At 66.4% G+C, this 17,821-nt stretch carries 18 protein-coding genes and 1 pseudogene; 6 read left to right on the forward strand and 13 right to left on the reverse strand.

All coding sequences use genetic code 11. From position 1 onward, the window contains the following. A partial coding sequence (locus tag QOC69_RS13865; protein ID WP_526440448.1) for a VOC family protein occupies positions 1-127 on the forward strand: 127 nt, incomplete at its 5' end. A gap of 82 nt (positions 128-209) precedes the next feature. Here the strand turns inward: QOC69_RS13865 and QOC69_RS13870 are convergent. Then, positions 210-1,421, reverse strand: a complete 1,212-nt coding sequence (locus tag QOC69_RS13870) for an NAD(P)/FAD-dependent oxidoreductase (RefSeq protein WP_526440450.1) — start codon at positions 1,419-1,421, stop codon at positions 210-212. Positions 1,422-1,437: 16 nt separating this feature from the next. Further along, positions 1,438-1,884 (reverse strand): Rv2324 family transcriptional regulator, encoded by a 447-nt coding sequence (locus QOC69_RS13875; protein ID WP_526440393.1) that lies wholly within the window; start codon positions 1,882-1,884, stop codon positions 1,438-1,440. A 124-nt stretch (positions 1,885-2,008) separates the two neighbouring features. Here QOC69_RS13875 and ddaH point away from each other — a divergent pair, with 124 nt between their 5' ends. From ddaH to QOC69_RS13895, 4 genes are all read left to right on the forward strand, one after another. Next, positions 2,009-2,911, forward strand: a complete 903-nt coding sequence (ddaH, locus tag QOC69_RS13880) for a dimethylargininase (protein ID WP_526440395.1) — start codon at positions 2,009-2,011, stop codon at positions 2,909-2,911. After that, positions 2,908-4,149, forward strand: a complete 1,242-nt coding sequence (gene rocD, locus QOC69_RS13885; protein ID WP_526440397.1) for an ornithine--oxo-acid transaminase — start codon at positions 2,908-2,910, stop codon at positions 4,147-4,149. Before ddaH ends, rocD begins: the two co-directional genes overlap by 4 nt. A gap of 171 nt (positions 4,150-4,320) precedes the next feature. After that, entirely contained in the window at positions 4,321-4,449 is a 129-nt protein-coding gene (locus QOC69_RS13890) for a hypothetical protein (RefSeq protein ID WP_526440399.1), read from the forward strand. Next, positions 4,446-5,327 (forward strand): universal stress protein, encoded by an 882-nt coding sequence (locus tag QOC69_RS13895; protein WP_526440401.1) that lies wholly within the window; start codon positions 4,446-4,448, stop codon positions 5,325-5,327. Before QOC69_RS13890 ends, QOC69_RS13895 begins: the two co-directional genes overlap by 4 nt. On the opposite strand, the gene QOC69_RS13900 is transcribed toward QOC69_RS13895, so the two are convergent. The 4 genes and pseudogenes from QOC69_RS13900 to QOC69_RS13915 form a co-directional block, all read right to left on the reverse strand. Next, positions 5,324-6,043 (reverse strand): dienelactone hydrolase family protein, encoded by a 720-nt coding sequence (locus tag QOC69_RS13900; RefSeq protein ID WP_526440403.1) that lies wholly within the window; start codon positions 6,041-6,043, stop codon positions 5,324-5,326. The two genes, QOC69_RS13895 and QOC69_RS13900, sit on opposite strands and share 4 nt — an antisense overlap. Positions 6,044-6,110: 67 nt before the next feature. Then, positions 6,111-6,956: a mycofactocin-coupled SDR family oxidoreductase gene (locus tag QOC69_RS13905; protein ID WP_526440405.1), complete on the reverse strand. Its 846-nt coding sequence runs from the start codon at positions 6,954-6,956 to the stop codon at positions 6,111-6,113. 79 nt (positions 6,957-7,035) lie between these two features. Then, positions 7,036-8,052: pseudogene (locus QOC69_RS13910) on the reverse strand (arginine deiminase). Positions 8,053-8,061: 9 nt separating this feature from the next. Further along, positions 8,062-8,907 carry an SHOCT domain-containing protein gene (locus QOC69_RS13915; protein ID WP_526440407.1) on the reverse strand — a complete coding sequence of 282 codons (846 nt, stop codon included), beginning with the start codon at positions 8,905-8,907 and terminating at the stop codon, positions 8,062-8,064. A gap of 141 nt (positions 8,908-9,048) precedes the next feature. Between QOC69_RS13915 and QOC69_RS13920 the strand changes: the two genes are divergently transcribed. Continuing rightward, a complete protein-coding gene (locus tag QOC69_RS13920) occupies positions 9,049-10,425 on the forward strand; it encodes an MFS transporter (protein WP_526440409.1) in 1,377 nt (458 codons plus the stop codon). A gap of 10 nt (positions 10,426-10,435) precedes the next feature. On the opposite strand, the gene QOC69_RS13925 is transcribed toward QOC69_RS13920, so the two are convergent. The 7 genes from QOC69_RS13925 to QOC69_RS13955 all read right to left on the reverse strand — a co-directional run bounded on the left by QOC69_RS13925 (position 10,436) and on the right by QOC69_RS13955 (position 17,770). After that, entirely contained in the window at positions 10,436-11,335 is a 900-nt protein-coding gene (locus tag QOC69_RS13925; RefSeq protein ID WP_526440411.1) for a hypothetical protein, read from the reverse strand. A gap of 292 nt (positions 11,336-11,627) precedes the next feature. Continuing rightward, a complete protein-coding gene (locus QOC69_RS13930; RefSeq protein WP_526440413.1) occupies positions 11,628-12,359 on the reverse strand; it encodes a PP2C family protein-serine/threonine phosphatase in 732 nt (243 codons plus the stop codon). A gap of 187 nt (positions 12,360-12,546) precedes the next feature. Next, positions 12,547-13,737, reverse strand: a complete 1,191-nt coding sequence (tuf, locus tag QOC69_RS13935) for an elongation factor Tu (RefSeq protein WP_526440415.1) — start codon at positions 13,735-13,737, stop codon at positions 12,547-12,549. A 102-nt stretch (positions 13,738-13,839) separates the two neighbouring features. Then, entirely contained in the window at positions 13,840-15,942 is a 2,103-nt protein-coding gene (gene fusA / locus QOC69_RS13940; protein WP_526440417.1) for an elongation factor G, read from the reverse strand. Positions 15,943-16,015: 73 nt separating this feature from the next. Further along, entirely contained in the window at positions 16,016-16,486 is a 471-nt protein-coding gene (gene rpsG, locus QOC69_RS13945) for a 30S ribosomal protein S7 (protein WP_057166992.1), read from the reverse strand. After that, a complete protein-coding gene (gene rpsL, locus QOC69_RS13950) occupies positions 16,486-16,860 on the reverse strand; it encodes a 30S ribosomal protein S12 (RefSeq protein ID WP_319456790.1) in 375 nt (124 codons plus the stop codon). The genes rpsG and rpsL overlap by 1 nt, the downstream gene beginning before the upstream one ends. Before the next feature lie 298 nt (positions 16,861-17,158). Further along, a complete protein-coding gene (locus QOC69_RS13955; RefSeq protein WP_526440420.1) occupies positions 17,159-17,770 on the reverse strand; it encodes a TetR/AcrR family transcriptional regulator in 612 nt (203 codons plus the stop codon). Positions 17,771-17,821: the final 51 nt, after the last annotated feature.

Here is a 17,821-nt window from a genome sequence, read left to right on the forward strand (position 1 = left end):
CGCCGCAGTGGCACGCGTCCGGGAGGCGGGCGGCACGGTGCTCGAGGAGCCCTCGCAGCAGTCCTATGGCACGTCCGCGCAGTGCACCGACGACCAGGGCACCCGGTTCTACCTCGGCCAGTTCTAACCCCCTCCCCTCCCCTGCGACTTGTGCGCGCAAACCGTCGGCCTGAGCGAACGTTGGCGCGCCCAAGTCGCGGGGGGCGGGGCTAGGGGGTGAGGACGTCGGCGATGGGCACGGCGTTGGCGATCTTGTTCCGCGCCTTCATCACCTTGCCTGGCATGCCGCCGCCGACCACCCCGACGACGGCGCCGTCGCGCTCGTAGTAGGCCAGGAACTTGCGGCCGTCGTCCTCGACCACGTGCACCACGTCGTCGGCCTCCGGCTCGCCGAGGCACTGGATCTTGACGTCGTACTGGTCGCTCCAGAAGTAGGGCACCACCACGGTGGTTGGCGCCTCGCCACCGAGCATCGTGGGTACGATGGTCCGGGCTTGATCGGCGACGTTGCTCCAATGCTCCACGCGCACTTGGTGTCCCGAGACGTCCTGCCACGATGCCACGTCACCGATGGCCCATACCTTGGGCGCCGAGGTGCGGCCAGCGGCGTCGCAGACGACGCCGTTGTCGACCTCGATGCCGCTGCCCTCGAGCCAGTCGGTCGACGGCCGCGAGCCGATGCCGACCACCACGATGTCGGCGTCGAGTTCGGTACCGTCGGACAGCAACACCTTCTCGACGTGACCGGTTCCGGTGACACCCGTGACCCCGACGCCGCAGCGCACGTCGACGCCCTCGGCCCGGTGCAGCCGGGCGACCAGGTCACCGATCTGATGACCGAGCACCGACGCCAGCGGCGAGGGCTGCGGCTCGACAAGGGTCACCTCGACGCCGAGCTTGCGCAGGCTCGCGGCCACCTCGCAGCCGATGAAACCCGCACCGATGACCACAGCGCGTTCGGCCGCATGGGCATGCTTGCGCAGTGCCAGGCTTTCGTCGAAGGTACGCAACACCCGGATGCCCTCCAGGTCGGGCAGGGACGGAATGCGCTTGGGCACCAGGCCCGTTGCGATCACCAGTTCGTCGTAACCGATCACGTCGCCGTTGGCCAGCGTGACCGTCTGCGCTGCGGTGTCCAGCGTCGTCGCGCCCGAACCCAACAACACCGTGATGTCGTTGTCGTCGTAGAACTCGGCGGGCTTGAGGGCGACGTCGTCGGTCTCGGCGCGCAGCACTTCCTTCGACAGTGGCGGCCGGTCGTAGGGCAGGTGGTCCTCGTCGCTGACGATCGTGATCGCCCCGGCGTACTCGGCGCGGCGCAGCTGTTCAGCCGTCCGCGACGCGGCCAGTCCACCACCGACGATGACGATGCCCCCACTAGTAGTCACGTGGGCTTTCTTACACGATGGGCTCGGCCAGATGTCTGCCACCCTGCGATCACGGGCGCGTGCGCTCGATGATGTTGGACAGCACGACGATGCTCTCGCTGCGCTCGATGTCCGCAGTCGAGCGGATGCGTTCCAACGCCTCTTCCAGGTGCCGCATGTCGCGGGCGAGGACGTGCAGGAGCGCGTCCGACGTGCCGGTCACCGTTGCGGCGCTCACCACCTCCGGGATGTCGACCCAGGCGCGCCGCAGCTCGTCGGGCGCAATTGTGCCGTGGCAGTACACCTGTACGTACGCCTCGGTGGTCCAGCCGATGGCGTTGCGGTCGACGATGGTGGTAAAGCCCCGGATGACGCCGTTGTCGAGCATCCGGTCCACGCGCCGCTTGACGGCAGGAGCGGACAGGTTCACCCGCTGCCCGATCTCGGCGAACGTCGCCCTTGCGTGCTCGCCCAACTCGGCCAGGATGAGCTCGTCGGTCCGGTCGAGACGGTCCATGAGGCCACACTCCCCTCTGTGCGCAATAGATCACCGCAATGATACGTCTAGCGCAACAGACCATGTGTCAATGCGCAATGGGTGGCGATTGATTGCGTGAACGAACGCCAATATCGTCTACTACATGACGATCTCAGATGTGGCCGGCACCGTTTCAGGCGCGGGCCCGCAATCAGATGTCGCCGCAACCGGGAGGCGCCCCGGCGCCGACAGACGGCGTGAGCAGCGAACACCACGCCTCCGCCACTACGCCATGACCGCTCCCACGTACTTCACCGTCGAGTACGCCATCAACCCGTGGATGGACACCTCGACGCCGGTCGACACCGGCCTCGCGATACGGCAGTGGGAGGTTCTCCGCCGCACGTACGAGTCGCTGGGCCACACCGTCGAACTGGTCGAGCCGGTCGCCGGGCTTCCGGACATGGTCTATGCCGCCAATGGCGGCCTGATCGTCGACGGCAAGGCCGTGGTGGCACGCTTCGCCTACCCGCAGCGCGCCGGTGAAGCCGTCGCGTACGCCGAGTGGATGGCCGCGCGTGGCTACCGACCCGTCCACACCAGGCACACCAACGAAGGTCAGGGCGATCTGCTGATCGTCGGGCCGCTGGTGTTGGCGGGCTACGGTTTTCGTACCGACCGTCGAGCGCATGACGAGATCGCCGAGATGATCGGCATGCCACTGGTGAGCCTCGAACTGGTCGATCCGCGCTTCTATCACCTCGACACGGCGCTGGCCGTTCTCGACGACTGCACCATCGCGTACTACCCGACGGCGTTCAGCGATGCGTCTCGCGCCCGATTGCACGAACTGTTCCCCGACGCCATCGAGGTGGCCAGCGCCGACGCCTACGTCCTCGGCCTCAACGTCGTGTCGGACGGCCTTCACGTGGTCCATCCGGCGGCGGCCGTCGGCTTCGCCGCGCAACTGGCCGACGCAGGCTTCGAGCCGGTGGGCGTCGACCTGTCCGAATTGCTCAAGGGCGGCGGATCCGTCAAATGCTGCACGTTGGAGGTGTACTCGTGACCATCCTCGATACCGTGACGACACAGCCCGGCGAGGCCACCAAGGCCGCGATCGCGGTCGACGATCATTACACGGCGCACAACTACTCGCCGTTGCCCGTCGTCGCCGCGTCGGCCGAGGGCGTCTGGATCACCGACGTCGAGGGCAGGCGATACCTGGACTGCCTGGCGGCGTACTCGGCGGTGAACTTCGGGCATCGCCATCCGGAGATCATCGCGACGGCGCACGCCCAACTCGACGCCGTCACCCTGGTCAGCCGTGCCTTCCACTCCGACCGGCTCGGCCCGTTCTGTGCGGCACTGGCTCAGCTGTGCGGCAAGGACATGGTGTTGCCGATGAACAGCGGCGCCGAAGCCGTCGAGAGTGGCATCAAGGTGGCCCGCAAGTGGGGCACCGACGTCAAGGGCGTCCCGGTCGATCAGGCCAACATCATCGTGGCGCACAACAACTTCCACGGCCGCACCACGACCATCATCAGCTTCTCCGACGACGAGACCGCACGCCGCGGATTCGGTCCCTACACGCCCGGCTTCCGCGCGGTGCCCTTCGGTGACGCCGACGCGTTGGCCGCCGCGATCGACGAGAACACCGTCGCCGTACTGCTCGAGCCCATCCAGGGCGAGGCCGGCATCATCGTGCCGCCGGACGACTACCTGCCCCGCGTGCGCGCACTGTGCACCGAGCACAGCGTGTTGATGATCGCCGACGAGATCCAGTCCGGCCTGGCCCGCACCGGACGGACCTTCGCGTGCGACCACTGGGGAGTGGTCCCCGACGTCTATCTCCTCGGCAAGGCACTCGGTGGCGGCGTCGTCCCACTCTCGGCCGTGGTAGCCGACCGCGACGTGCTCGGCGTCCTGCATCCCGGCGAACACGGCTCCACCTTCGGCGGCAACCCGCTGGCGGCGGCGATCGGTACCACCGTGGTCGCGATGCTCGCGCAGGGCGACTTCCAGTCGCGCTCTACCGAACTCGGAGCTCACCTGCATCGCCGGCTGAGCGATCTGATCGGTCACGGCGTGCTCGCGGTACGCGGTCGCGGACTGTGGGCAGGCGTGGACCTCGACCCCGCCCTTGGCACGGGGAAGCACGTCAGCCTGTTGCTGGCCGAGCGTGGCGTCCTGGTGAAGGACACCCACGGCTCCACGCTTCGCTTCGCCCCGCCGCTGGTCATCACCGAGTCGGAGATCGACTGGGCCGTGGATCGTTTCGCTGCCGTACTGGCAGTACAGGGTTAAGTTCGACTCACTTCGCCCCGCAGCACTGCTCAGAGGCACCATGGCATCACCCTCACCGACGGTGGACTTGACCGAACAGATGCTGCTACCTGAATAAGCTGTTCGCCAACATCTTCAACGGATGGCCTGAACTGGTACACCTGGATCGCCTTCAGCGCATGGGTGTTGGTCGTGTGGGCGTTCTACCTGCTCTGGGGTCGGCACCACAGCGCACTCAACGATGGGGGCGACGGCGTCATCGCCTCCGCGGCACCGGGACTCGAGGACGTCGAGATCATCACGCCGAAGGATGCCCCATGACCATCGTGGTCGGGTACCTGGTCGGCAAGGGTGGGCTGGCGGCGCTGCACCTCGGCGTCGAGGCGGCCAGGACGCTCAAGACGTTGCTCGCCGTCGTCACCGTCGTCCCCAAGCCGTGGACCACGCCGTCCCCCGCACGCATCGACGCCGAGTACGCCCAGTACGCCGATCGACTGGCAGCAGACTCGGCCACCCAGGCACGGCAATGCATCGAGTCCCTGGACGCCGGCCTCGAGGTCACCTTTCACAAATATGCGCACCGGTCGGCGCCCGGCGGGCTGTTACAGGCCGTCGAGGAGCTGAAGGCCGACGTGCTGGTGCTGGGCTCCGCTGCGGACGGCACGCTCGGACAGGTGGTGCTTGGCTCGACCGCGGACCGGCTGCTGCACTCCTCACCGGTGCCGCTGGCGGTCAGCCCGCGCGGCTACCGCGGCTCCAAGACACATGGCCTGACCCGGCTCACCTGTGCGTACCCGGGCACGCCCGAGTCGCATCAAGTGGTCGAGCGCGTCGCGACGCTGGCCGCGCAGCTCGGGGTCCCGATGCGGGTGATCACCTTCGCCGTGCGGGGCCGCACCATGTACCCGCCAGAGACCGGTTTGCACGCCGAGGACTCGATCCTCGAATCATGGGCCTCGAATGCGCGAGAAGCGTTGGCCAAGTTGAAGACCGACGGCCTGGTCGGCGACGACGTCGTGTTGCAGGTGGTCACCGGCAACGGCTGGGATCAGGCACTCGACGCCGCGGAATGGCACTACGGCGAACTGCTGGCCATCGGCACGTCGCCACAGGGCGCGATCGCGCGGGTGTTCCTTGGCTCGAAGGGCGCGAAGATCGTGCGCCACAGCCCGGTACCCGTGCTGGTGCTGCCCAACTAACGGTCGAAGGTCTCCGCAAGCAGGTCGACGAGGCTTGCCCAGGCGCGCCGCGACGTGGTTTCGTCGTACAGGATTCCGCGCTCGGGGGCGTTGGCGAACGGTGCCATGAACGCGTGCATCGCGTGCCCGTAGGCGTGCAACTGCCAGTCCGCTCCGCGCTCGGTCAGTTCGGCCGCCAGTGCCACGACGTCCGATGGCGGGGCGAAGGGATCGTCCCAGCCGTGGTATACGGCGATCCGGGTGGCGATCGGCGCGGTGGGCGGTTGCGGCAGCGCGGTGAGGAGGCCGTGGAAGCTGCCGACGGCCTTGAGGTGCGTGCCGTGCCGCGCCAGGTCGAGCATGCACAGACCGCCGAAGCAGAATCCGATGGCGGCCATGGCGTCCCGCTGGAGCTCCGGCAACGCGGTGAGAATATCCACCACACCAATGAGCCTGTCCCGCAACGCGTCCCGATCCTGGATGAACTCCGACATTGCGGCCGCACAGGCGTCGGGGCCTGCGAGGGTGGCGGCGCGCCCGAACAGGTCCACGGCCACCGCCCGATAACCCAGGGCCGCCAGCCGCTGACAGAACTCGACCTGGGCGTCGCTTCGGCCCTCCATGCCGTGGAACACCAGCACGGTCGGGGCGTCCGCGTCCTCGCCGGAGCAGATCACCCCTTCGAAGTCGAGGCCGTCGTGGACGTAGTCGAACGGAAGTGCGGTCAACGAGGTCATGACGCGAACGTTCCCACACCACGCGTGCCGACGGAAGCGCCGTTCGCTCAGCGCTTATCAGCGGGGGTCAGTACTTTGCGGTCCCGCGGTCGACCGCGATCTGGGAACCGGAGATAGTCGCCGACCCGTCGCCGGCCAGCCAGGCCACCACGTCCGAAACCTCTTCGGGCGTCATGAATTCCTGCAGGCCCTTCTTGCCCTCGTGATTGACGGGCTTGTACGGCATCGGGGAGAAGCTGTGCAGGTAGCTCGGGTACCTGCCGAAGACCTCCATCATGGCCTCCTTCTCGACCATCGGCGTGTCGATCGAGTACGGGTGAATCGAGTTGACTCGAATCCCGAACTCCCCCACCTCGATTGCCAATGCGTTGGTGATGGCCACCAGGCCGTGCTTGGACGCCGAGTAGTGCCCGTTGCCGGGCGTAGCCTTCGTTCCGGCCGACGAACTCACGATGATGATCGATCCGCCGTTGCCTGCCTCGATCATCGCTGGCACGGCGGCGCGGATGGTGCGCCACGTGCCGTTGAGGTTCACGTCGATGACGCTGTCCCACTGCTCCTCGGACATCTCGAACATCCGGCCCCAGCTGAGGATCCCCGCGTTGGCGACCACGATATCGAGCCGGCCGAACTGTTCGATGGCGTCAGCGACGACCTGTTGTTGCGCGGCGAGATCCCGGATGTCGACCTCACGGGCGAGTACCTTGCGGCCGGCCGCCTCCACCTGGCGCACGGTGTCGGCGAGTTCCTCGGACGTGGCGGCGGGGTAGGTGAGAGTGTCGGAGACCGGTCCGCAGATGTCGATGGCGACGATGTCGGCGCCTTCCGCGGCCAGGCGCACCGCATGCGCCCTGCCCTGCCCGCGCGCGGCTCCGGTGATGAATGCAACCCGTCCGTCAAGAGTTCCTGCCATCGCGCAATCCTTTCGTCCGCCCGCGCCAAGGCTAGCAGCCGAACTGGAACGTGTTCTAGTAATCCCGTCGCCGGGATTGTCAGTAGTCGACCGGATCGCGGATGATCGGGCAGGTCATGCAGTGTCCGCCGCCGCGACCGCGGCCCAGTTCGGCGCCGACGATCGTAATGACCTCGATGCCCGCCTTGCGCAGCAGCGAGTCGGTGTGGATGTTGCGGTCGTAGGCGAACACCGGGTGCCGAGTCGCGGGGCAACAGCGCGAAGGTCTGCATATTGTCGACGATGTCCGGATAGATGGTCACCACGTCGCGGTCGGCGAAGGTGAACACCGTGTCGAGGTGCATCGCCGCCCGCAGCTTGGGCATCCCCGCGACGATCACACCTGGGTGATGGCCTGCCGCGAGGTCCGCTCGCTCATGCCCATGACGACGACGCCGTTGCCGGGCACCAGCACGTCGCCGCCCTCGATTGTGGCCATCCCCCAAGACTTTTCGGGATCGCGCCACCAGACCCGCGAGCCGACGAGTCGGGGTGGAACTCGTAGATCGCCTTCATCAACAGCGTCTCGTCGTGACGGGCCTCCCAGACCAGGGGATTCATCGTGTGGCCGCCGTAGATCCAGCAGGTGGTGTCGCGGGTGTAGAGCGTGTCGGGCAGCGGCGGCATCAGAGACTCCGTCCAGCGCCCGGTAGCCCGACGTGATCTCCGCAGGCAGGTCGCGAGTGGACATGCCGCCGATCAGCAGCTCGGCCAGCTTGCGAGGCGGCAGCGAGTCAAGGAACCCGCGGGTGTCGTCGACCAGTCCCAGCCCCACCTCGTTCGGCACGATCTTGCGGTCCAACAGCCAGGCCTTGGTCACCGGGTCGGACATCGTCTCGGTCAGCACGTTGTGCAACTCGAGCACTTCGACGTCGCGGTCGCGCATCTTGTCGATGAAGTCGAAGTGGTCGCGCCGCGCGTTCTGCACCTACAGCACGTCGTCGAACAGCAGAACGTCACAGTTGGTCGGCGTGAGGCGTTCGTGGGCCAGGCCCGGCGAGCAGACCAGTACCGTGCGCAGCTTGCCGACCTCGGAATGCTCGGTGCGACGTGCGATCTGGTCGGCTCAGAGGTCGGAGATGATCTGCTGACGCTTGCTCGCGTACTCCGTCTCGGAGATCGCGCCCGTCGCACGCAACGTCTCGAGCTCCTGCAACCGTTGTGACGTCGACGGTTCCGGTGGCGCCATGGCGGTGAACGACTGCGCCGACGACGGCGGCGCCATGTGTGCAGGCGGGGGCGCTTGCTGGGCGGCAGTACGACGCACCACGTTCATCACCTGCTGGCGCACCACCGGGTTGGACCGGATGTCGATGGTGCCGTTCATCGCAACGTTGTTGGCCTTGAGGATCTGCATGATCTCCATCAACGGCGCGGCCTGTCCGGAGAGGTCGTACGTCCGGTTGTCCTCGGCGAGGGTGAACTGCGCAGGCACCATCCCGACCACCAAAGCGCTTCGCTTCCAATCGATCTGGTACTGGTTGGTGGCCGGGTCGACCAGCAGGACGAGCTTGCGTCCTGTGATCATCGGCAGCCGGGACACCGAGGCGATCACCGAGTCCTGCGTGTCGAACGGAGTCAGACCCGGCCCCTCGACGTGAAGGTGGAGCTTCACCAGTGGTTGGTCGTTGATCCGCGTGCCGGTCTCGTTGATTCCGGTGATCTGTGCCAGCGCCAGCACGCCGCTGGCTTCCAGCATCTGGGTCTTGGCGTCGGACTTGGCCCCGAAGTTCGCCAACGCCAGCGCGATCAAGACGTCGGCGGCGGTGATCAGCAGACCGACCCAGAACATCCACTGGATGTACGGGCGGGTGCCCTGGCCGAGGGCGAAGTACACCACCAGGAAGATGGGCCCCACCAGGCCACCGCACACCAGCACCATGATCTGTGACTTCAGATAGCGACCCAACATCTGCCACGCTCCTCGGTTCGCCGGGCGTTGGCTCGCCGGACGGTCTCGGAGGTCAGATTAGCGCCAACCCGCAACATTTGGCCCCGTTGTGCAACTGTGTGGCTGCTGTCAAGGGCCCGAAGGCCGGGATATCGTCGGTTCGTGCCTCCGGCGGCGAGCACCACGCGATCCCGCTGGATCCTGGGTGCGGTCGCGACGGCATTGTTCTGCGTGCAGATCGACTACTTCGCGATGAATCTGGCACTGCCGCGGATGGCCGGCGAACTCGACAGCAGCGCCACCGACCTGCAGTGGGTCATCAGCGTCTACATGCTGACGCTTGGCGCGTTCATGGTGCCGGCCGGACGGATCGGCGACCTGTTCGGGCGGCGCAGGGCGCTCCTGGCCGGCGTGGCCCTGTTCGGTGTCGCTTCTGCGTTGTGCGCCGTGGCGCCGTCCGCGGGGGCCCTCATCGGCTTCCGCGCACTCCAGGGCTTGGGTGCGGCGTTCATCTTCCCCGTGTCGGTGAGCGTGTTGACCAACGCCTTCCCCGCCACGCGGGCCGGGTATGCCATCGGATTTGCCTACGGCATAGCGGGATTGGGCAATGCCGCGGGTCCATTGGTCGGCGGTCTGCTCACCGAGACGATCGGCTGGCGGTGGATCTTCTGGCTGCTCGTCCCGGTGACGGTGATCGCCTTCGTCATCGGGGCGCTGACGATCACCGAGTCGTCCGACGGCACGGCGCCCCGCCGGATCGACCTCATCGGCCTTGCCCTGATCACACTGGGGATCGGGTTGTTCACGTTGACCTTCGACCGTGCCGCGGCCTGGGGCTGGCTCTCACCCACCACGGCCGCGGCATTCGCCGTCTCGGTCGCGTTGCTTGTCGCGTTCGTCATCGCCGAGAGCCGGATCCGCTGGCCACTGATCGATCTCTCACTACTGCGCGATCCCCGGTTCGTGGTCGTGGTGCTCGCGGGCACCGTCTGCAACGTCGCCTACGGCATCACGATCTACCTGTCGACGCTGAACCTGCAGCAGGTTCGCGGCCTCGACCCACTCATGGCCGGTCTGGCGTTCCTCGGCCCGTCTGCCGGCGCCGCCATCGGCGGCGCGCTGTCCGGCAGGCTCGCGACGAAGTTCGCGCCCCTCGTGGTGGTGGGTGTCACCGGGACGCTCGCCGCCATCTCCCTTGCGGCACTGGCAGTCTCACACGACTGGGTGGTCTACCTGAGCGCCCTGACGGTGTGTGGCTTCACGATGGGGCTGGTGTATGCATTCACCACCGTGGCGACGCAGACCGTCGTACCGCCCGAACGCGCAGGCGCGGCGGCAGGGTTGACGTTGACGTCGCTGGTCACATTGGCGGGTGTCGGCGTAGCGGTGTCGGGTGCGGTGCTCGAGATGCTGCAGCGGTCCGAAGCGTCTCCCATGTCGATGGCAGACGGAATTACCGCGATCCTTCTGGTGCTTGCCGCCGTCCTGCTGCCAGCGTCGGCTGCGGTGCTGTTCTACCGGCGCGAGCGCGTGTCCTGAACGCTACTGCTCAGAACCCGATCCCGATCGGAGTGCCGGGTATCCCGATCCCGACCCCGGGAAGACTGGGCAACTGGGGCGGACCGATCTGCGGCAGCTGGGGCGGACCGATCTGTGTCCCGATCGGGGTCCCGGGAATGCCGATCGAGGTGGGCACCGAGGGCACGCCGATCTGCGGAACCACCGCAGCAGGCACGGCCAAGGCCGCAGCCACCTGATCGGGACCAGGGAGGCCAACCCCCGGAAGGCCCACGCCGGGAACGCTCAGGCCGTTGCCGCCGTAGTACCCCAAGTTGGCCAAGATCAGGGTGTTCACCAGATTGCCCGCGTTGTTGCCGACGATGTTCAGCGCGGTAGTCCCGATCGCGGTTCCGGCGCCGACGATGGCACCGGTCGTGGCATCCGCGCCGGAATTCTGCCAGAGGTAAGAGGCCGCGGCGTTCTGCAGATTCGAGTTGAGGTCGTTCCAGTCGAGACCGTTCACATCACCGCTGGGCCAGGTGACCGTGGGAAGCGCGACAGTCGGCGCTGAATCGGAGACTGGGGCGGGCGCGGTCGGCGCGATCGCAGCCATCGCGGGGTTCTGCAGAATCTCCGAGTTGGCACCGGCGGAGCTGGCGGCAGGCGCAGCGGCCGGTGCCGCCACGGGAGCCGGTGCAGGCGCGGGTTCGGGAACCAACGCCGCAGCGGGCGCCGCAGGAACGGGCTTCGACTCGATGTCGGCGGGTATCGGCGCCTGTTGCGACACGACCGGCGCGGACACCCCGGTGACCGTCCAGACCAGCACGATGACCGCGACCAGCAGGGCGATGACGCCGGCGATGCCGACGACGATGGCGAGCCGCAGCAACCGCTCAGGTGACGGCGACAGGGGTGGTGCGTAGGCCGGAATCGGCTCGGTCAGATCCATTACCATGAGGGGCTCCCCCGGTCCCGCTGAATTCCGCCGTAAAGGGCTTACCACGGGCGTGCGTCACACGTTTACATTTGAGGGCCCCAGATTAACACCTCGAGCAACCGGACGCGTCTCGCTCGGATCGCGTAGATCGCTTACGGCCCTTGGGAACCCGGCCGACACGAACCGTCGCGTAACGCGCGATACGTTGCTAGAACGGTTGGTGGCGACGGAATTTCGACGGTGCCCCGATATCCGAATGGCACCCGCGATTGCCGATATGCACGGCACTCGTCGAAATGGCCGATCAGCAGTCGCCGCTGCGTTGAACGTCGACGATCAGGAACGAGAAGTTGTCCTCGGCACCGTTGGCGCGCGTGGTTTCGATGATCCGGGCCGCGCAACCGTCGAGATCGGGCTGCTCGACCGCTGCGGTGAGTTCGTCGGACGACATCATCCCGCTGACCCCGTCGGAGCACATCAGGTAGGTGCCGGGCTGCAGGGGCAGCGTCAGCACGTGCGGCCGAACCGGACCCGGCTGGCCAAGTGACTGGGTGATGATGTTCGTCGGCCGGCCTGCGGCGTCGAAGACCGAGTCGTCGACGGAGATCTGTTCGACGAGTCCTCCGGCGATCGAGTAGATCCGACTGTCGCCGACGTTGAACGCCAGGAGCTCGTCGGCGAGAAGGCACAGCCCGGCGACCGTCGTTCCGAGCCCGCCCAGGTCGTTGCCGGCACCGACGGCACGCACGTGCTCGCTGATGGCCTCCAGCGCCGTTGACACGTCCTGCGGGCTGCGCCACCCCGGCGATACCTGCGCGATCACCGTCAGCGCCACCCGGCTGGCCAGGTCGCCCCCGACGTGCCCGCCCATGCCGTCGGCGACCGCGCACACGAATGGTGACGTCGGCGCGAAATGCATTGTGACGAGCGATCCGTCGTGCGTCTGGCATTGCCAGCCCGCGACCAGGACGGCGTCCTCGTTGCGCTTGCGCAGCAGGCCTACGTCGGTGAACGCGCGAACCGTGAGCCGTGTCATTCCCCGCGGCCCGATCGGCTGACCAGCACTCGCCCGTGGGCGCCCAAGCCAACCGATGCACTTTTCACGTAATCGTCCTCACTGTTGCCGACGCTCCCAATGCAAGCATCAACTGGCCGTCTGCACCACAGGAAACGAAAGCGGCGCCCACCCGATCGGGTGAGCGCCGCTCCGTCGTAGGGGCTGCCTACTTGTTGATCTTCGTCACGCGGCCTGCGCCGACGGTACGGCCACCCTCACGGATGGCGAACCGCAGACCCTCGTCCATGGCGATGGGCTGGATCAGCTTCACCGAGATGTCGGTGTTGTCGCCGGGCATCACCATTTCGGTGCCCTCCGGCAACGTCACGACACCGGTCACGTCGGTGGTGCGGAAGTAGAACTGCGGACGGTAGTTGTTGAAGAACGGCGTGTGGCGGCCACCTTCGTCCTTGGACAGGATGTAGACGCTGCCCTCGAACTCGGTGTGCGGGGTGGTGGTGCCGGGCTTGACCACGACCTGGCCACGCTCGACGTCCTCACGCTTGACACCACGGACCAGCAGGCCGACGTTGTCGCCCGCCTGGCCCTGATCGAGCAGCTTGCGGAACATCTCGACACCGGTGACGGTCGTCTTGGTGACGGTCGGCTTGATGCCGACGATCTCGACTTCCTCGTTCACGTTGACCACGCCACGCTCGACGCGACCGGTGACCACGGTGCCGCGGCCGGTGATCGTGAAGACGTCCTCGACGGGCATCAGGAACGGCTTGTCGGTGTCGCGGACCGGGTCCGGAATCGACTCGTCCACGGCGTCCATCAGATCCTCGACGGCCTTGACCCACTCCGGGTCACCCTCGAGGGCCTTGAGCGCGGACACCTTGATGACCGGGGCGTCCTCGTCGAACTCCTGGGCGGCCAGCAGTTCGCGGACCTCCAGCTCGACGAGCTCCAGAAGCTCCTCGTCGTCGACCATGTCGGCCTTGTTCAGCGCGACCAGGATGTAGGGCACGCCGACCTGACGGGCGAGCAGCACGTGCTCACGCGTCTGCGGCATGGGGCCGTCGGTCGCGGCAACCACCAGGATCGCACCGTCCATCTGGGCGGCACCGGTGATCATGTTCTTGATGTAGTCAGCGTGGCCGGGGGCGTCGACGTGCGCGTAGTGACGCTTCTCGGTCTGGTACTCCACGTGGGAGATGTTGATCGTGATGCCGCGAGCACGCTCTTCGGGCGCATTGTCGATCTGGTCGAATGCGCGCGACTCGTTCAACGCCGGGTACTTATCGTGCAGAACCTTGGTGATTGCTGCGGTAAGCGTGGTCTTGCCGTGGTCAACGTGACCGATGGTCCCGATGTTGACGTGCGGCTTCGTCCGCTCGAACTTCGCCTTCGCCACTTCTGTGTCCTCCTGGACTGTGTTGGTGCTCGTTTAAAGCAGTGTTGATGTTTTCAGTTGTGTGGTGGCCAACGGGTCAGCGTACAGCCCCCGACCCGTGTGTTACTGACCCGTCGCCTTCGCGATGATCTCCTTCGACACGTTCGCCGGAACCTCTGCGTACGAGTCGAACACCATGGAGTAGTTCGCCCGGCCCTGGGTCCGCGACCGTAGGTCGCCGACGTAGCCGAACATCTCCGACAGTGGCACATGCGCCTTGACGATGCGCGCACCGCTGCGCTCCTCCATGGCTTGGATCTGCCCACGGCGGGAGTTCAAGTCACCGATCACATCACCCATGTAGTCCTCGGGTGTGGTGACCTCGACGGCCATGACTGGTTCCAGGATGACCGGCTGCGCTTGCGCGGCAGCCTTCTTCAGTACCTGGGAACCGGCGATCTTGAAGGCCATTTCCGACGAGTCGACGTCGTGGTACGCGCCGTCGAGCAGGGTGAGCTTCAGGTTCACCAGCGGGTAGCCGGCCAGCACGCCGTACTGCATGGCGTCCTGAGCACCGGCATCCACCGACGGGATGTACTCGCGCGGGATGCGGCCGCCGCTGACCTTGTTCTCGAACTCGTAGGTCGCACCGTCCTCGCCGCTGAACGGCTCGATGCTGACGAGAACCTTCGCGAATTGGCCGGAGCCACCGGTCTGCTTCTTGTGGGTGAACTCGACCTTGTCGACCTTGCGCTTGATGGTCTCCTTGTAGGCGACCTGCGGCTTGCCGACGTTGGCCTCGACCTTGAACTCGCGACGCATGCGGTCCACGAGGATGTCGAGGTGAAGCTCGCCCATGCCGCCGATGACGGTCTGACCGGTCTCGTTGTCCTGGTGGACCTTGAAGGTCGGGTCTTCCTCGGCGAGCTTCTGGATCGCCAGGCTCAGCTTCTCCTGGTCGCTCTTGGTCTTGGGCTCGATAGCCACCTCGATCACCGGATCGGGGAAGGTCATCGACTCGAGCACGACCTGCTGGTTCGAGTCGCTCAAGGTGTCACCGGTGGTGGTGTCCTTCAGGCCGATCACCGCGTAGATGTGGCCGGCTGCGGCCGTCTCGACCGGGTTCTCCTTGTTGGAGTGCATCTGGAACAGCTTGCCCAGCCGCTCCTTCTTGCCCTTGGTGGCGTTGATGACCTGCGCGCCGGAGTCGACCTTGCCCGAGTACACCCGGATGTAGGTCAGCTTGCCGAAGAACGGGTGCGTGGCGACCTTGAACGCGAGCGCCGAGAAGGGCTCGTCGGTCGACGGCCTGCGCACGACCTCGACGTCCTCCTTGCCGGGTGCGTGACCGATCGCCGCCGCCACGTCCAGCGGGGTCGGCAGGTAGTCGATGACGGCGTCGAGCATGGGCTGCACGCCCTTGTTCTTGAACGCGCTGCCGCACAGCACCGGGTAGATCTCGGAGTTGATCGTCAGCTTGCGGATCGCACCCTTGATCTCCTCGACGGTGAGTTCCTCGCCACCGAAGTACTTCTCCAGCAAGACCTCGTCGGTCTCGGCGACCGTCTCGAGCAGCTTGGTCCGGTACTCCTGGGCCTTCTCGGCCAGGTCAGCGGGGATCTCGATGGTGTCGTAGGTCTCGCCGAGCTTGGTCTCGCCGCGCCAGACCTTGGCGTTCATCTCGACCAGGTCGACGATGCCCTCGAAGTCGCCCTCGGAACCGATCGGCAGCTGGATGGGCAGCGCCCTGGCACCGAGGCGCTCCTCGATGGTGCGCACGGTGAAGTAGAAGTCCGCGCCGACCTTGTCCATCTTGTTGACGAAGCAGATGCGCGGTACGTCGTACTTGTCGGCCTGGCGCCAGACCTGCTCGGACTGCGGCTCGACGCCCTCCTTGCCGTCGAAGACGGCCACCGCACCGTCGAGCACGCGCAGGCTGCGCTCCACCTCGACGGTGAAGTCGACGTGTCCCGGGGTGTCGATGATGTTGATCTGGTTGCCGTCCCAGAAGCATGTGGTGGCGGCGGAGGTGATGGTGATCCCCCGCTCCTGCTCCTGCTCCATCCAGTCCATCGTGGCGGCACCGTCGTGCACCTCACCGATCTTGTAGCTGATACCGGTGTAGTAGAGGATGCGCTCGGTCGTCGTCGTCTTACCGGCGTCGATGTGCGCCATGATGCCGATGTTGCGGACCTTGGTCAGGTCGGTCAGCACGTCCTGTGCCACGGCTGTCTTCCCACTCTTTCGCTAGTTTGGTTGCTGTTCAGTTGCGCCCGGCAGAACTACCGCCGGCTGCAAATCACCAGCGGTAGTGCGCGAAGGCCCGGTTCGCCTCTGCCATCTTGTGCGTGTCCTCACGCCGCTTGACGGCAGCACCCAGGCCATTGCTGGCGTCGAGGATCTCGTTCGCCAGACGCTCGACCATGGTCTTCTCGCGGCGCGCCTTCGAGAAGCTGACCAGCCAGCGCAGTGCCAGCGTGGTCGAGCGCTCGGGTCGCACCTCGACGGGAACCTGGTATGTCGCGCCACCGACGCGGCGGCTGCGCACCTCGAGGGCGGGCTTGACGTTGTCGAGAGCGCGCTTCAGGGTGACCACCGGATCGGTACCGGTCTTGTCGCGGGCCTGTTCGAGCGCACCATAAACAATGCGTTCGGCCAGCGATTTCTTCCCGTCCAGCAGGACTTTGTTGACCAGCTGGGTAACCAGCTGCGAGCCGTAGACCGGGTCGTTGACCAGTGGGCGCTTCGGCGCGGGTCCCTTGCGCGGCATCAGCTCTTCTCCTTCTTGGCGCCGTACTTGCTACGCGCCTGCTTGCGGGACTTGACACCCTGGGTGTCCAGCGAGCCACGGATGATCTTGTAGCGCACACCGGGGAGGTCCTTTACACGACCACCGCGCACCAGCACCATCGAGTGCTCCTGCAGGTTGTGCCCCTCGCCCGGGATGTATGCGGTGACCTCGACCTGGCTGGTCAGCTTGACGCGCGCGACCTTCCGAAGCGCCGAGTTCGGCTTCTTCGGGGTGGTCGTGTACACGCGGGTGCACACGCCGCGGCGCTGCGGGCTGCCCTTGAGGGCCGCGGTCTTGACCTTGGCGATCTTGTCGCGGCGACCCTTGCGGACCAGCTGGTTGATGGTTGGCATGTACCGGCTTTCTGTGTTGCTTCTGCTTGTATTCGGTTGTTCTCAAGTCTGTGTACTGCGGGTTTCGCTCGATCGCTTACCCCGCGACCGGGCGTGTCGCACGCGCCCGCGCACCGATGTCTCGTCGATGCACCGTGGACATGCGAATTGGCCCGGCGTGCAGGCATGCTTGCGAAACTACTCAGCCGCAAGCGCCTCGGCCAGGCACGATGGACCACGATACCCGCCCACGGTAGGGCAGGTCAAAGCGCGTCGGACCCGCCCCCTCAGCGGCCCTCGATGCTCTTCGCGCAAGCGCTCATCGCCGCTCCATGCCGGCCGCCAGCCGCAACACCATGTCGGTGAACACGGCGTCGGTATCGACGTCGTCCATCACGCCGGTCATCTCCAACAGGACGAATCCGTGCAGCGCAGACCAGAACTCGAGCGCCGCATAGAACGCATTGTCGCCGTCCAGTCCATACGACGACAAGACCTCGATCACCGGACCCGCCGCGGCCCGCGTCGCCTCCGTGTACTCCGGGTCGTCCCCGCCCAGCGGCATCCGGGTGAACGCCGAGTAGCGGCCCGGATGGTGATGGGCGTAGCTGCGGTATGCGCTCGCCATCGACGACACCGCGTCATCGCGGGTGCGGCCGTCACCGACCGCGTTGAGCATCCCGAGAATGTCGTCGATGACCCGCATCCGGACGGTTCGCCGCAGGTCATCGAGGCTTTGCACGTGGTTGTACAGCGACGGGCCCTTGGTGCCGAGCTGGATCGCCAGGGCGTTGATGGTCAGGGCGTCCCAGCCCTCGCGGTCGAGGAACGTCAGGGCAGCGTTGACGATGGCCTCACGGCTGAGCTTGGTCGTGCGCGCCGGATTCCGCGGTCGACCGCTCACCGAAGGCGATTCCGGCCGAGCTGCCATGTGCGCGTCATCCTTCCTGGGGCGAGCGAAGCGACGGGAACGTTCGGTTCG

This window comes from Mycobacterium sp. (genome assembly GCF_032162105.1).
GTDB lineage: Bacteria > Actinomycetota > Actinomycetes > Mycobacteriales > Mycobacteriaceae > Mycobacterium.